Source organism: Modestobacter sp. KNN46-3, assembly GCF_011039295.1.
This window is the reverse complement of record NZ_JAAKGN010000132.1, coordinates 1-14,215: the sequence shown is the minus strand read 5'-3', so window position 1 is coordinate 14,215 and position 14,215 is coordinate 1. Positions and strand designations below refer to the sequence as shown.

The following is a 14,215-nucleotide window of genomic DNA, read 5'->3' as shown; positions in this document are numbered from 1 at the left end:
TTCGTCGGCAGGCGTCAGTTGTTTATATGAGACACCACCGAAAGGGACCCTTTTGGGCCTGCTGCTCCTGCTCCACCTCGTCGCCGCGCTGGCAGCTCCGCTGCTCGTGCGGTGGTGGGGCCGGCAGGCGTTCCTGGCGCTCGCCCTGGTGCCGGGTGCCGCCTTCGGCTGGGTCGTCACCCGGCTGGGCACCGTCGTCGGTGGGGGAGAGGTCCGCGAGACGCTCTCCTGGATCCCGGCGCTGGACCTGCAGATCGCCCTGCGGCTGGACGCGCTGGCGCTGACCTTCGCTGCGCTGGTCACCGGGGTCGGTGCGCTGGTGCTGGTCTACTGCGCGCGCTACTTCGAGCCCGACGACGAGGGGGTCGGCCGGTTCGCGGGCGTCATGACCGCCTTCGCCGGGTCGATGCTCGGCCTGGTGCTGGCCGACGACGTGCTGGTGCTCTACGTCTTCTGGGAGCTCACCACCGTCTTCTCGTTCCTGCTGATCGGCGGCTCGGGGGCCAAGCTCGCCGGGCGGCGGGCGGCCAGCCAGGCGCTGCTGCTCACCACCGCCGGCGGGCTGGCGATGCTGGTCGGGCTGCTGATGATCTCCGCGGCCAGCGGCAGCCGGCTGCTGTCGGAGATCGTCGCCGACCCGGGCAGCGGCCCGGTGATGGTGGCCGGCACGATGCTCGTCCTGGCCGGCGCGGTCACCAAGTCGGCGATGGTGCCCTTCCACTTCTGGCTGCCGGCGGCGATGGAGGCCCCGACCCCGGTCAGCGCCTACCTGCACGCCGCGGCGATGGTGAAGGCCGGGATCTACCTGGTCGCCCGGCTGGCCCCCGGCCTGGCCGACGTCCCCGGCTGGCGGCCGGTCGTGCTGGGGCTCGGCGTGGCCACCATGCTGATCGGCGGCTGGCGCTCGCTGCGGCAGAACGACCTGAAGCTGCTGCTGGCCTTCAGCACCGTCAGCCAGCTGGGCTTCCTAATCACCATGGTCGGCGCCGGCAGCCAGGAGCTGGCCGCGGCCGGCCTGGCGATGACCATCGCGCACGCGCTGAGCAAGTCGACGCTGTTCCTCTCCGTCGGCGTGATCGACCACGCGACCGGGGTCCGCGACCTGCGCCTGCTCTCCGGCCTCGGACGGCGGATGCCCGCCCTCGCCGTCATCTCCACGCTGGCCGCCGCCAGCCTCGTCGGGCTGCCGCCGTTCCTGGGCTTCGTGGGCAAGGAGGCGGCGTTCACCGCGCTGTGGGACGGCGGCCTGCCCGACCGGGTCAGCGCCGTCGTCGTCCTGGTGGGCCTGGTGCTGGGGTCAGTGTTCACCGCCGCGTACTGCGCCCGGTACCTGTGGGGGGCGTTCGCGCGGAAGCCGGATCTGCCGGACTCCGCCCCGGAGGAGCTGGAGCACCACCCCGGCCCGCTGTTCCTCGCGGCGCCGGCCGTCCTCGCGCTCGCCGGCCTCGCCGCCGGCCCGGCCAGCCCGTTGCTGGACCACCTGGTGGCCGTGTACGCCGAGACCCTGCCGTTGATCGCCCCGGAGGCCGAGCACCTGGCGCTCTGGCACGGCCTGCAGCCGGCCCTCGCCCTGTCGGCGGTCACCCTGCTCGGTGGCGCCGCGCTGTTCGCCCTCCGGTCACCGTTCCACCGGCTGCAGCGCCGGCTCGCCGTGGGAGCCTCCGCCGACGAGGGCTACTGGAACGTCCTGCAGGGCCTGGACCGGATCGCCGTCCTGGTGACCGGGACGACGCAGCGCGGGTCGCTGCCGGCCTACCTGGGCACCATCCTCGTCGTCGTCCTGGCGCTGCCGGGCTCGATCCTGCTCTTCCAGGCGCCCTGGCCGCAGGAGTGGCGCGCCTGGGACACGCCCCTGCAGGCGCTGGTCGGTGCGGTGGTGGTGATCGCCGCAGTCGTCGCGGTGCCGATCCGGCAGCGGCTGTCCGCGGTGCTGGTGGTGGGCGTGACCGGCTACGGCCTGGCCCTGCTCTTCGTCCTGCACGGTGCCCCGGACCTGGCGCTGACCCAGTTCCTGGTCGAGACGCTGAGCCTGGTGGTCTTCGTGCTCGTGCTCCGCCGGCTCCCCGAGGACATCAGCGAGCGACACCGCCCCGCCGAGCGCACCGGCCGGGCCCTGCTGGCGGTCTGTGTCGGTGTGCTGATGGCCGGTGTCGGCGCCGCGGCGCTGAGCGCGCGCACGGCCACCCCGGTCTCCACCGACATCCCGGAGCTCGCGCTGGAGGAGGGGCACGGGGAGAACGTCGTCAACGTCATCCTGGTCGACATCCGCGCCTGGGACACCCTCGGCGAGCTCTCGGTGCTGGTCGTGGCGGCCACCGGCGTGGCCAGCCTGGTCTTCCTCCGCAGCCGGACCGGCGCGGTCGACCGGCCGGGGGACGAGCACACGACCGGCGACGACCCGACCGCGGCCCGGCGGGCGCCGAAGAGCCGCTGGCTCTCGGCGTCCTCCACCCTCGCGCCCCAGCGACGTTCGGTGGTGCTCGAGGTGGCCACCCGCTTCCTGTTCCACCCGATCGTGGTGTTCTCGCTCTTCCTGCTGTTCTCCGGGCACAACCAGCCCGGCGGCGGGTTCGCCGGGGGACTGGTGGCCGGGCTGGCCCTGGTGCTCCGCTACCTGGCCGGTGGGCGCTACGAGCTGGGCGAGGCGGCCCGCGTGTCGCCGGGCCTGCTGCTCGGCGGCGGTCTGCTGGTGGCCGGCGGCACCGGGCTGGCCGGCCTGCTGCTGGGTGGCGCGGTGCTGGAGTCCGCCTACCTGGAGACCGACGTGGCGGTGCTCGGCCACGTGAGCCTGCCCACCGCGCTGTTCTTCGACATCGGCGTCTACCTCATCGTCGTCGGCCTGGTCCTGGACGTGCTGCGCAGCCTGGGCGCCGAGCAGGACCGGCAGGAGGACGAGCAGGACCCGAGCGAGACCGCTCCTGAGGAGGTGATCGCCCGATGACGCCCACCATCGTGCTCCCGGTCGTGATCGGTGGCCTCTACGCGGCAGGCGTCTACCTGCTGCTGGACCGCAGCCTGACCCGGGTGATCCTGGGCTTCATCCTGCTCGGCAACGCGACGAACCTGCTGCTGCTGTCCGCCAGCGGCCCGGCCGGGCTGTCCCCGATCTTCGGGTACGCCGAGGCCGAGGAGATGAGCGACCCGCTGCCGCAGGCCCTGGTGCTCACCGCGATCGTGATCACCTTCGGGGTCACCGCGTTCCTGCTGGCGATGGTGCACCGGTCCTGGCGACTGGTCCGGCAGGAGGTCATCGAGATCGACGAGGAGGACCGGCGGGTCGCTGCCCGGAAGGGCACGGACGCCGACGACATGGACCCCGACGACATCGAGCCCGGCCGGCTCGCGCCGCAGGACCGTCCGGCCGGGAAGGGGAACACCCTGCACTCCGACGTCGACGTCGAGGAGCAGCTGGCGCACCGGTACGGCGAGGTCGCCTCCGACGACGTCACGCTCCCACCGACCCGGCGGGGCGAGCAGTGATCGGCGCTCTCGCACCCTTGCCGGTGCTGCTGCCGTTGCTCGGGGCGGCCGCAGCACTGCTGGTCGGTCGTCACCCGCGGGTGCAGCGGGCGGTCAGCATCGCGGTGCTGGCGGGGGTGGTCGGGGTGTCGGTCGCCCTGCTGCTCATCGCCGACGCCGAGGGTGCGGCTGCGGTCGCCGTGGGTGACTGGCCGGTCCCGGTGGCGATCATGCTCGTGGTCGACCGGCTCTCCGCGCTGATGCTGGTGGTGGCCAGCACGGTCGGGCTGGGCGTCCTCGTGTTCGCCGTGGGCCAGGGCACGGCCGACGGCGACGAGGAGACGCCGCTGTCGATCTTCCACCCGACGTTCCTGGTCCTGATGGCCGGTGTGAGCTACGCCTTCCTGGCCGGGGACCTGTTCAACCTCTACGTCGGTTTCGAGGTCCTGCTGACCTCCAGCTACGTGCTCCTCACCCTGGGCGGCTCGGCGCCGCGGATCCGGGCCGGCATCACCTACGTCGTGGTGAGCCTGCTCAGCTCGTTGCTCTTCCTCGCCTCGATCGCCCTGGTCTACGCGGCGACCGGCACGGTCAACCTGGCCCAGCTGGCCATCCGGCTCCCGGAGCTGCCCGATGGGACCCAGCTGATGCTGCAGGCGATGCTGCTGATCGCCTTCGGCATCAAGGCGGCGGTGTTCCCGCTGTCGGCGTGGTTGCCCGACAGCTACCCGACCGCCCCGGCCCCGGTGACCGCCGTGTTCGCCGGTCTGCTCACGAAGGTCGGCGTCTACGCGATCATCCGCACCCAGACGCTGCTGTTCCCCGGCGGTGCGCTCGACGACGTGCTGATGTGGGCCGTCCTGGCCACCATGCTGGTCGGCATCCTCGGCGCGGTCGCGCAGAGCGACGTCCGGCGCATCCTGTCCTTCACCCTGGTCAGCCACATCGGCTACATGGTCTTCGGGATCGCGCTGGCGACCACGGCCGGTCTGGCCGGCGCGATCTTCTACGTCGTCCACCACATCGCCATCCAGACGACCCTCTTCCTGGTCGCGGGGCTCATCGAGCGGCGGGGCGGCACGACGTCGACGGCGCGCCTCGGCGGCCTCGCCACCGCGTCCCCCGTGCTGGCGGTGCTCTTCTTCGTGCCGGCGATGAACCTGGCCGGCATCCCCCCGTTCTCCGGCTTCATCGGCAAGGTCGGCCTGCTGGACGCCGGGATCGCCGTTGGTGGCTGGCAGGTGTACGTGCTGGTGGGGGGCGCGGTGGTGACCAGCCTGCTCACCCTGCTGGCCATGTCGCGGGTCTGGACCCGGGCCTTCTGGCGGCCGCCGACCCAGGCTGCGTCCGCCGACACGGCAGCCGCCGCGGCGCGCGACGCCGGACCGGACGACGGCGCCGAGGACGACCCGGCAGGGGGCGAGGAGCCGGCCGAGGAGCCCCTGCCCGAGGGGCTGGCCGGCGGGGCGACCTCGACCACCACCGCCCGCCGGACCGGACGCCGGGGAGCCTGGCAGCGGCACGTCGCGGTGGCGACGGCGTCGCCCGCCGGCGGCGAGGGACAGCCGACTGGCGGGGCGGACGGCTCCCGGCCGTCGACGCGCCCGTTGCCGGCGGTGATGATGGCGGCGACCGCCACGATGGTGCTGCTGACCGTCGGCCTCACGGTGATCGCCGGGCCGTTGTACGGGATGACCACGCGGTCCGCCGGTGACCTGCGGGAGCGGACGCCCTACATCGAGGCCGTCTACGGCGCGGAGGTGGGCGGGTGACCGTCATCGACTCGCCCGTCCGCCGGTTGCGGCTCCGGCTGCCGCTGATCGTCTGGCTGGTGCTGATCTGGAACCTGCTGTGGGGCACCTGGTCCTGGGCGAACCTCATCACCGGGCTGCTGGTCGCCCTGACGGTGACCGTGGTCCTTCCGCTGCCCGCGGTCACCGGTGGCGGCCGGCTCCACCCGGTGGCGGCGCTGTACTTCCTCGGGCACTTCCTGGTGAACCTCATCGTCTCCAGTGCGCAGGTCGCCTGGCAGACGCTGCGGCCCAGCGGGATCCGGCAGAGCGCCGTGCTCCTGGTGCAGCTGCGCACCGACTCGGACCTGCTGCTCAGCGTCATCGCCCAGACCCTCACGCTGGTACCCGGCTCGATGGTGATGGACCTGGACCGGCGGCGGATGACCTTGGGGGTGCACGTGCTGGACGTCGGTGACGAGGCCGACGTCGAACGCCAGCGCGCGGACGTGCTGGCGACCGAGCGGCGGGTGGTGCGCGCCTTCGGGTCCGCGGCGGACATCGCCCGGCTGGACCAGGAACCACCCCGTGGGCACGCCGCTGCCCCTGCCACCACGGAGCCCACCCGATGACCCCGGTGGTGGCACTGATCTTCGGGATGCTCGGGCTGGGCGCGGTCCTGGCGATGATCCGACTGGCGCTGGGGCCCTCCCTGCTGGACCGGGTGGTGGCCACGGACACCATCCTGGTCATCGTCACGGCCGGCCTCGCCGTGCACGCGGCCGTGAACCGGGACCCCACCGTCGTCCCGGTGCTGGTGGTCGTCGCCCTGCTGGTCTTCGTCGGTGCCATCTCCGTCGCCCGTTACGTCGGCGGCATGCTGCTGCGCACCGGCGCGGACGTCGAGGAGCTGGGGGTCTCACCGGCGGCCGAGCAGGTCCAGGGTCACGAGGGGACGGAGAGATCGTGAACGACGTCGAGTCGCTGGCCGACTGGATCGCCCTGGCCTGCCTGCTGACGGGGGCGTTCCTCTGCCTCACCGCCGGTGTCGGGCTGCTGCGCTTCCCCGACGTCCTGTCCCGGATGCACGCCGGCACCAAGCCCCAGGTCATGGGGGTGCTGCTGATCATGGTCGGTGGGGCGATCCGGCTCTCCGGCTGGTCGGCCACCTGGATGCTGCTGCTGGTCGCGGTGTTCCAGCTGATCACCGCGCCGGTCAACGCGCACATGGTCAGCCGGATCGCCTACCGGCGTGGGCACGTCGGACGGGACAGCCTGTTCGTCGACGAGCTGGGGGTGGCCCCCCGCGGCGCGGAGGTGACCGCGGGCGAGGAGGGGCGACGCGGCGACCAGCCGGCGGATGCACCGATCGGCGACGAGACGGAACCGCAGGTCGACGAGGACGACGGAGCCGGCGATCAGGCTGTGGACGAGCCGGCCCGAGAACCGCGCGGCTGAGCCGTCCGGGTGCGGCGTCCTGCCACACCCGGACGGCGGCGGTCCTACCGCTGGGCCCGGTTCACCGCGGAGACGACCGCCCGCAGTGACGCGGTGACGATGTTGGCGTCGATCCCGACGCCCCACAACACCCGCTCGCCGACGGCGCACTCGACGTAGGCGGCCGCCCGCGCGTCGCCGCCGGAGGAGAGCGCGTGCTCGGCGTAGTCGAGCACCCGGACGTCGACGTCCATGCCGGCCAGTGCGTCGACGAACGCGGCGATCGGGCCGTTGCCGCGGCCGTGCACCGTGGTGGGCACCCCGGAGTCGACGAGCTGGGCGGTGAGCTCGTCGGGGCCGGCGCCGGACGCGGTGTGCTCGTGCCCGCTCAGGGCGAACCGGCCCCAGGGGGCGTCGGCGTCGGGCAGGTACTCGCTGGAGAAGGCGGTCCACATCTGTTCGGCGGTCACCTCGCCGCCCTCGTCCTCGGTGTGCCGCTGGACGACGGCGCTGAACTCGATCTGCAGCCGGCGCGGCAGGTCCAGGTGGTTCTCGGTCTTCATGATGTAGGCGACGCCGCCCTTGCCGGACTGGCTGTTCACCCGGATCACGGCCTCGTAGCTGCGGCCGACGTCCTTGGGGTCGATCGGCAGGTAGGGGACCGCCCACGGGATCTCGTCGACGCTGGTACCGGCCGCCGCGGCGTCGGCCTTCATGACGGCGAACCCCTTGTTGATCGCGTCCTGGTGCGACCCGGAGAACGCGGTGTAGACCAGGTCGCCGCCGTAGGGGTGCCGCTCGTGCACGCCCAGCTGGTTGCAGAACTCGACGGTGCGCCGGATCTCGTCGATGTCGGAGAAGTCGATCTGCGGGTCGATGCCCTGGCTGAACAGGTTCAGGCCCAGCGTCACCAGGTCGACGTTGCCGGTGCGCTCGCCGTTGCCGAACAGGCAGCCCTCGATCCGGTCCGCGCCGGCGCGGTGGCCCAGCTCGGCGGCGGCCACGGCGGTGCCCCGGTCGTTGTGCGGGTGCAGGCTCAGCACGACGGAGTCGCGACGGCCCAGGTTGCGGTGCATCCACTCGATCTGGTCGGCGTAGACCGTCGGCTCGGCCATCTCCACGGTCGCCGGCAGGTTGAGGATGGTCGGCCGGTCGGGGGTCGGCTCCCAGACGTCGGTGACGGCGTTGCAGACCTCGACGGCGAAGTCGAGCTCGGTGCCGGTGAAGGATTCGGGGGAGTACTGGAACCGGATCTCGGTGTCCCCGGCCTGCTCGGCCAGCTTGCGCACCAGCTGTGCGCCGTGGACGGCGATGTCGGTGATGCCCGCGCGGTCCTGGCCGAACACGACCCGGCGCTGCAGCGTGGAGGTCGAGTTGTAGAGGTGCACGATCGCCTGCTTGGCGCCGCGCAGGGACTCGAAGGTTCGCTCGATCAGCTCGTCCCGGGCCTGGGTGAGCACCTGGACGGTGACGTCGTCGGGGACCAGGTCCTGCTCGACCAGCTCGCGGATGAAGTCGAAGTCGGTCTGGCTGGCCGCCGGGAAGCCGACCTCGATCTCCTTGTAGCCCATCCGCACCAGCAGCTCGAACATCCGCCGCTTGCGCTCGGGGGTCATCGGGTCGATCAGCGCCTGGTTGCCGTCCCGCAGGTCGACGGCGCACCAGCGCGGGGCGGCCGTCGTGGTCGTCTCCGGCCACGTGCGGTCGGGGAGCGCCACGGGAGCGAAGAGCGCGTACTTGCCGATCGGCATCGGCGAGGGGCGCTGGGGGTTGCGGGCGTGCGGGTGGTTCTCGTTCACGGGAGGCTCCTCTGGCGGGCTGCGGACAGCTCCGGGATGCGGTCAGCTGGCGCCCGGGGACGCGCGATCACCGCGGCGAGGGAGCCGACCTAGGAGAGGGCCTCGCCGCGGCTGATAAGCAGGAGGCTGCCGCGCACGGGGCAACCGTAGCAGCGGGTCAGGCGACGTCGCAGCCGCAGGCGCAGGCCGGTGCGTGCCCGAGGTCCTCGTTGGAGCCCTCGGCGTACTCGCAGCCGGGCGGGCAGGTGCAGCCGGTGCCCCAGTCGGGGCCACCGAGGTCGCCGGCCGCGCGCCTCGCGCGCCACGCGGCCTCCCGCCGCTCCCGCTGGCGGCGGAGGGCTGCCCACTTCCGCGCGGCGGCGCGTTCGGCCAGGGAGTCGCCGGGGCGGTGCACGTGGTGGTCGTCGGCCGTGCCGCGCTCACTGCGCCGGGAGTCCCGGTCGCGGCGGTCCCGGTCGAAGGTGAAGTCCGGCGGGCTGCGGGTGTAGCGGTGCGGGCCGGACCACCAGCCCTCGTCCCCGTGTCGGGTGTCCAGGTGTGCGGGGAAGCGTCGTCCGCCGCGGTCCCGGACGGTGGCCGGGGACATCGGTGCCACCTCGTGCCCCTGCGCGTCCAGGAGGACCAGCCGCAGCCGGGCCAGCGAGACGATGCGGCTGAACTCGCCGACGCGCAGGTCGCCGCGGCCGGCCTCCGCCCGCCCCAGCCGGTCCCGGGACACGCCGGCCACCCCGGCCAGCTCCCGTTGCGACATGTCGGCCAGCCTCCGCACCCGACGCAGCAGCCCCGCCACGTCGGCGCTCGTGCTGCTCGGCGCAGCCGCCGCGGGTTCTCGCCCGCGCTGTGGTCCCGGCTCGGTTCCCGATCCCGACTCTGGCTCTGACACGGAGCGAGCGTGTCGACCCAGCCGCCGGCTGGCACCACTCACCCGAGAACTGTGGACAGAGCCCTCCGGAGCGAGGGGTGGTGAAGCAGGTCGCGAGCAGTAGTGCTCTGGCTTCACTGGTGCACCAGAGCACTACTGGCCCAGACACTGCTCTTGGCGCAAGCACGGGCCGCGGGCCTCACAGAACTGCCGCGGGCCCCGCAGACCCTGCTACCTGTGGGCCTGGCGCGAGTCACCGGCCTTCGGCGATCGGAGGCCTGCCGAAGACCACGGGCGCGCGACGGCCCCAGGACTGCTGAGAGCCGTGGCGCCTGTCGTGGCGGAGGTCCTGCGGCTCCTGTGCTCGGAGGGGCCGTCCCGTCCGGCGGACGAGCGCAACGGGCGCACAGCTTGCAGGCGTGGTGGGCGACCGCCGCATGGCCTGCCGTGCGGGCGTGGGGCAGTCGCGTCGCGCCGGTAGCCTGAGCCCGTGGCCTTGGTGGTACAGAAGTACGGTGGCTCCTCTGTCGCGAACGCCGAACGCGTCAAGCGTGTGGCCGAGCGCATCGTCGAGGCGAAGAAGAACGGCGACGACGTGGTCGTCGTCGTCTCAGCCATGGGCGACACGACCGACGAACTGCTGGACCAGGCGAGCCAGATCACCGCGAACCCACCGGGTCGCGAGCTGGACATGCTGTTGACCGCCGGTGAGCGCATCTCCATGGCGCTGCTCGCCATCGCGATCTCGACCCACGGGTACGAGGCGCGGTCGTTCACCGGCTCGCAGGCCGGGGTGATCACCACCTCCAGCCACGGCAAGGCGCGGATCATCGACGTCACGCCGGGCCGGCTGCGGGACGCGCTGGACGACGGGTCGATCGTCATCGTCGCCGGCTTCCAGGGCGTCAGCCAGGACACCAAGGACGTCACCACCCTCGGTCGCGGCGGCTCGGACACCACCGCCGTGGCCGTCGCGGCCGCGCTGCGCGCCGACGTCTGCGAGATCTACACCGACGTCGACGGCGTCTTCACCGCCGACCCGCGGATCGTGCCGAACGCCAAGCGGCTGGAGACAATCACCTACGAGGAGATGCTCGAGCTGGCCGCCTCCGGGGCGAAGGTGCTCATGCTCCGCTGCGTCGAGTACGCCCGCCGGTACGGCATCCCGGTGCACGTCCGCAGCTCCTACTCACAGCTCCCCGGCACGATCGTGGCCGGCTCGATGGAGGACCTCACCGTGGAACAGGCGATCATCACCGGCGTCGCGCACGACCGGAGCGAGGGCAAGATCACCGTCTCTGGGGTGCCCGACCGCCCGGGCGAGGCAGCGCAGATCTTCCGCGTGCTGGCCGACGCCGAGGTCAACATCGACATGATCGTGCAGAACGTCTCCAGCGAGGCGAAGCTGACCGACATCTCCTTCACCCTGCCGGTCAGCGACGGCCCCACCGCCATCGCCGCCCTCGAGCGGGTCAAGCACACGGTCGGCTACACCGACATCAGCTTCGACCAGCACATCGGCAAGGTGTCCCTGGTGGGCGCGGGCATGCGCTCGCACCCGGGCGTCTCGGCCAAGTTCTTCGGCGCGCTCGCCGACGCCGGGGTGAACCTCGAGCTGATCAGCACCTCCGAGATCCGGATCTCGGTGGTCTGCCGGGACACCGACGTCGACCTCGCCGTCCGCGCGGTGCACGACGCCTTCGACCTCGGCTCCGACGCGGCCGAGGCAGTGGTCTACGGAGGGACCGGACGATGAGCACCTTCTCCACCGACGGCCTGCGGGTCGGCATCGTCGGCGCCACCGGCCAGGTGGGCGGCGTGATGCGCGAGCTCCTGGCCGCACGCCGCTTCCCGCTCAGCGAACTGCGGTTCTTCGCCTCGGCCCGGTCGGCCGGCAGCACGCTGCCCTGGGGCGACGGCGAGATCACCGTCGAGGACGCCGCGACCGCCGACCCGACCGGCCTGGACATCGCGATCTTCTCCGCCGGCGCGACGACCTCCCGGGCGCAGGCGCCCCGCTTCGCCGCCGCCGGCGTCACGGTCATCGACAACAGCTCCGCCTGGCGGCGCGACCCCGACGTCCCGCTCATCGTCAGCGAGGTCAACCCGCACGCGCTGAACGAGATCCGCAAGGGGATCATCGCCAACCCGAACTGCACCACCATGGCCGCGATGCCGGTGCTGCGCCCGCTGCACGACGAGGCCGGCCTGGTCCGGCTCATCGCGAGCACCTACCAGGCGGTCTCCGGCAGCGGCGTCGCCGGCGTCGAGGAGCTGCACGGGCAGGCGAAGGCAGTCGTGGACAAGGCCGACGCACTGGCCCACGACGGCTCCGCGGTCACCTTCCCCGAGCCGGTGAAGTACGTCGCGCCGATCGCGTTCAACGTGCTGCCGCTGGCCGGTTCGATCGTCGACGACGGCAGCTTCGAGACCGACGAGGAGCAGAAGCTCCGCAACGAGAGCCGCAAGATCCTCGGCATCCCCGACCTGCGGGTGTCCGGCACGTGCGTCCGGGTGCCGGTCTTCACCGGGCACTCGCTGTCGCTGAACGTCGAGTTCGCCCAGCCGCTGTCGGTGGCCCGGGCGACCGAGCTGCTGTCGGGTGCGCCGGGCGTGCAGCTCGTCGACGTCCCGACCCCGCTGCAGGCGGCGGGGAACGACCCGAGCTACGTGGGCCGGATCCGGCAGGACCCCGGCGTCGACGACGGCCGCGGGCTGGCGCTGTTCATCAGCAACGACAACCTGCGCAAGGGCGCGGCGCTCAACACCGTGCAGATCGCGGAGCTCATTGCTGCGTCACGGTGAGGGACACCCTGTGACCCTCCGGGTCACACCGCGGCCAGGAGCCGTGCCCGGGCTGCGTTGAGCCGTTTCGCCGTCCTCCGTCGGGCAGCCTCCGGCCGCCGCGACGGAGGACGGCTGCGGCACGCGGTGGTCGCCCGGCGGGAGCCTGCGGCCCCGCGCCGGGCGACCACCAGCAGCTGGCGCTGCGGTGCCGCCGAACCGCACTCGTAGGTGGTCGCCCCCACGGCTCGACCGCACCTGCCGCTCGTCCGTTCCTACCGGCTCGTCCGCTGCTACGGCTTCACGTGGCGGAGGGCGAAGCTGAGGGCGACCTCTACCTGGCGGATCGTCTCCTCGATCACCAGCGAGCCGTGGCCGGCGTCGAAGCGGTAGACCTCGTGGTCCTTGCCGCGTTCGGTCAGCGCGGCCAGGTAGTTGTCGATCTGGCGGATGGGGCAGCGCGGGTCGTTGGCGCCGGCGACCACGAGCACCGGGGCGGCCACCGCGTCGACGTAGGTGATCGGCGAGGAGCGCACGTACACGTCGCGCACCTCCTCCGGTGAGCCGCCGAACAGCGCACGGTCGTAGGCGCGCAGCCCCTCCATCTCGTCCTCGTAGGCAGCCAGGTAGTCAGCGACCGGCACCTCGGCGATCCCGGCCGACCAGCGCTCGGGCTGGGTGCCCAGGCCCAGCAGGGTGAGGAAGCCGCCCCACGAGCCGCCCGAGAGGATCGTCCGGGTCGGGTCGACCACGCCCTCGGCGACCAGGGCGTCGTAGACGGCGCCGACGTCCTCCAGCTCGGTCAGCCCCGGTCGCCCGGTGAGCGCGTCGCGCCACTCGCTGCCGTAGCCGGTCGAGCCCCGGTAGTTGACGTGCACGACCGCGTACCCGGCATCGACGTAGGCCGCCCGGCGCGCGCGGTAGGAGTCGTCGTCCTGCGACTCCGGGCCACCGTGGACGAGGAACGCGGTGGCGAACGGTCCCTTGCCGGCCGGCCGGACCAGGAGCGCGTGCACGTCGCCGCCCGGACCGGGCACCCAGCGGTCCTCCACGGGGTAGGCGGCCGGCGGTGCCTCACCCGGCGCGGCGAGCACGACCGGGCCGTCGGCCCGGCGGATCACCGGCGGCAGCTCGGACGACGACCAGGCCAGCTCCACGGTGCCGTCCGGGCGCGCGGTCGCGCCGCGGACCACGCCACGGGGGGTGTCCAGCTGCTCCAGCGACCCGGAGCCCAGGTCGTAGCGGTACAGCTCGCTGCGGGCGGCGTGGTCGTGCCCGACCAGCAGCGCCGAGCCGTCCGGGTACCAGCCGGCGGTGACGTCGCCGGGCAGGTCGAGCACCAGCTCGGTCTCGGTTCCGGCGGCGACGTCCCAGATCAGCAGCTCCTCGCGGCCACGGCGCTCGTGGCCCACCAGCAGCCGCTGGTCGCCGGGGGAGGGGGAGAAGCTCAGCGCGTGCAGGCCGCGGCCCTCGCCGTCCCACTTGTTGGCGACCAGGGAGAGGTCGGCGGTGCGCAGCACGCGCAGCGCCGGGTAACGCGGGTCGCCGTGCTCGGAGTGCGAGAAGACCAGCAGCGAGTCGTCGCGGGAGAGCGCGTCGACCCCTGCGGTGTCCGGCGAGGAGTAGAACACCGACGGCGTGCCGCCGGCCGGGGCGATCCACAGCTCACTGCCGTCGTCGGTGGAGCGACCCACCGCGGTGACCGTGTGCCCGAGCTCCAGGCCGGCGGGGTAGGCCGGGCCCACCTCGGGCAGGGCGACGACGTCCGGTCCGCCGGCGAAGGGCTGGGTCATCCAGATGCCGAACTCGTCGCCGTCGTTGTCGGCGAACCACCAGATCGTCTCGCCGTCGGGGGTCAGCGTCGCGGCCAGGGTGCCGTTGGCGCGGTCGGTGACCTGCCGGTGGGTGTCCGTCTCGCGGTCCCAGGCGTACTGCTCGACGACCCCACTGACGTCGGAGGCGTACAGGCTGCGCTGCGGGGCGTCCTCGGCCCAGTCGGGCAGGCTGACCCGAGGGGCGCGGCCTGCACGCGCTGAGCTTCTCCCCCTCCCCCGGCGACCAGCGGCTGCTGGTGGGCCACGAGCGCCGTGGCCGCGAGGAGCTGCTGATCTGGGACGTCGCCGCCGGAACCGAGACCGAGCTGG

Annotated in this window: 11 protein-coding genes; 8 read left to right on the top strand and 3 right to left on the bottom strand. The window is 72.9% G+C overall.

Going from position 1 to position 14,215, the window contains the following annotated elements:
• Window positions 1-52: 52 nt before the first annotated feature.
• Genes G5C62_RS20800 through mnhG form a run of 6 tightly spaced genes read left to right on the top strand, consistent with a single transcriptional unit; the run spans window position 53 to window position 6,647 of the window.
• Window positions 53-2,941, top strand: a complete 2,889-nt coding sequence (locus tag G5C62_RS20800) for a Na+/H+ antiporter subunit A (RefSeq protein ID WP_164702493.1) — start codon at window positions 53-55, stop codon at window positions 2,939-2,941.
• Complete coding sequence (locus G5C62_RS20795) at window positions 2,938-3,480, top strand: Na(+)/H(+) antiporter subunit C (RefSeq protein ID WP_164702492.1); 543 nt, start codon at window positions 2,938-2,940, stop codon at window positions 3,478-3,480. The genes G5C62_RS20800 and G5C62_RS20795 overlap by 4 nt, the downstream gene beginning before the upstream one ends.
• Before the next feature lie 23 nt (window positions 3,481-3,503).
• Window positions 3,504-5,231 carry a Na+/H+ antiporter subunit D gene (locus G5C62_RS20790; RefSeq protein WP_241176038.1) on the top strand — a complete coding sequence of 576 codons (1,728 nt, stop codon included), beginning with the start codon at window positions 3,504-3,506 and terminating at the stop codon, window positions 5,229-5,231.
• Window positions 5,228-5,821, top strand: a complete 594-nt coding sequence (locus G5C62_RS20785; protein WP_052091037.1) for a Na+/H+ antiporter subunit E — start codon at window positions 5,228-5,230, stop codon at window positions 5,819-5,821. Before G5C62_RS20790 ends, G5C62_RS20785 begins: the two co-directional genes overlap by 4 nt.
• Entirely contained in the window at window positions 5,818-6,159 is a 342-nt protein-coding gene (locus tag G5C62_RS20780; RefSeq protein WP_164702491.1) for a monovalent cation/H+ antiporter complex subunit F, read from the top strand. Before G5C62_RS20785 ends, G5C62_RS20780 begins: the two co-directional genes overlap by 4 nt.
• Complete coding sequence (gene mnhG / locus G5C62_RS20775) at window positions 6,156-6,647, top strand: monovalent cation/H(+) antiporter subunit G (protein WP_081975275.1); 492 nt, start codon at window positions 6,156-6,158, stop codon at window positions 6,645-6,647. Before G5C62_RS20780 ends, mnhG begins: the two co-directional genes overlap by 4 nt.
• A 44-nt stretch (window positions 6,648-6,691) precedes the next feature.
• Here mnhG and leuA read toward each other — a convergent pair whose 3' ends face one another.
• Both leuA and G5C62_RS20765 read right to left on the bottom strand, forming a co-directional pair.
• Window positions 6,692-8,377 (bottom strand): 2-isopropylmalate synthase, encoded by a 1,686-nt coding sequence (gene leuA / locus G5C62_RS20770; protein ID WP_346774136.1) that lies wholly within the window; start codon window positions 8,375-8,377, stop codon window positions 6,692-6,694.
• A 205-nt stretch (window positions 8,378-8,582) separates the two neighbouring features.
• Window positions 8,583-9,194, bottom strand: a complete 612-nt coding sequence (locus G5C62_RS20765) for a helix-turn-helix transcriptional regulator (protein WP_346774135.1) — start codon at window positions 9,192-9,194, stop codon at window positions 8,583-8,585.
• 583 nt (window positions 9,195-9,777) lie between these two features.
• Between G5C62_RS20765 and G5C62_RS20760 the strand changes: the two genes are divergently transcribed.
• Both G5C62_RS20760 and G5C62_RS20755 read left to right on the top strand, forming a co-directional pair.
• The gene (locus G5C62_RS20760; RefSeq protein WP_036335149.1) at window positions 9,778-11,043 is read left to right on the top strand and encodes an aspartate kinase; all 1,266 of its coding nucleotides are present in this window, start codon (window positions 9,778-9,780) and stop codon (window positions 11,041-11,043) included.
• Window positions 11,040-12,092, top strand: a complete 1,053-nt coding sequence (locus G5C62_RS20755) for an aspartate-semialdehyde dehydrogenase (protein WP_164702488.1) — start codon at window positions 11,040-11,042, stop codon at window positions 12,090-12,092. The genes G5C62_RS20760 and G5C62_RS20755 overlap by 4 nt, the downstream gene beginning before the upstream one ends.
• 272 nt (window positions 12,093-12,364) lie before the next feature.
• Here the strand turns inward: G5C62_RS20755 and G5C62_RS20750 are convergent.
• The coding region (locus G5C62_RS20750; protein WP_241176037.1) for a prolyl oligopeptidase family serine peptidase at window positions 12,365-14,215 on the bottom strand (1,851 nt) is incomplete at its 5' end.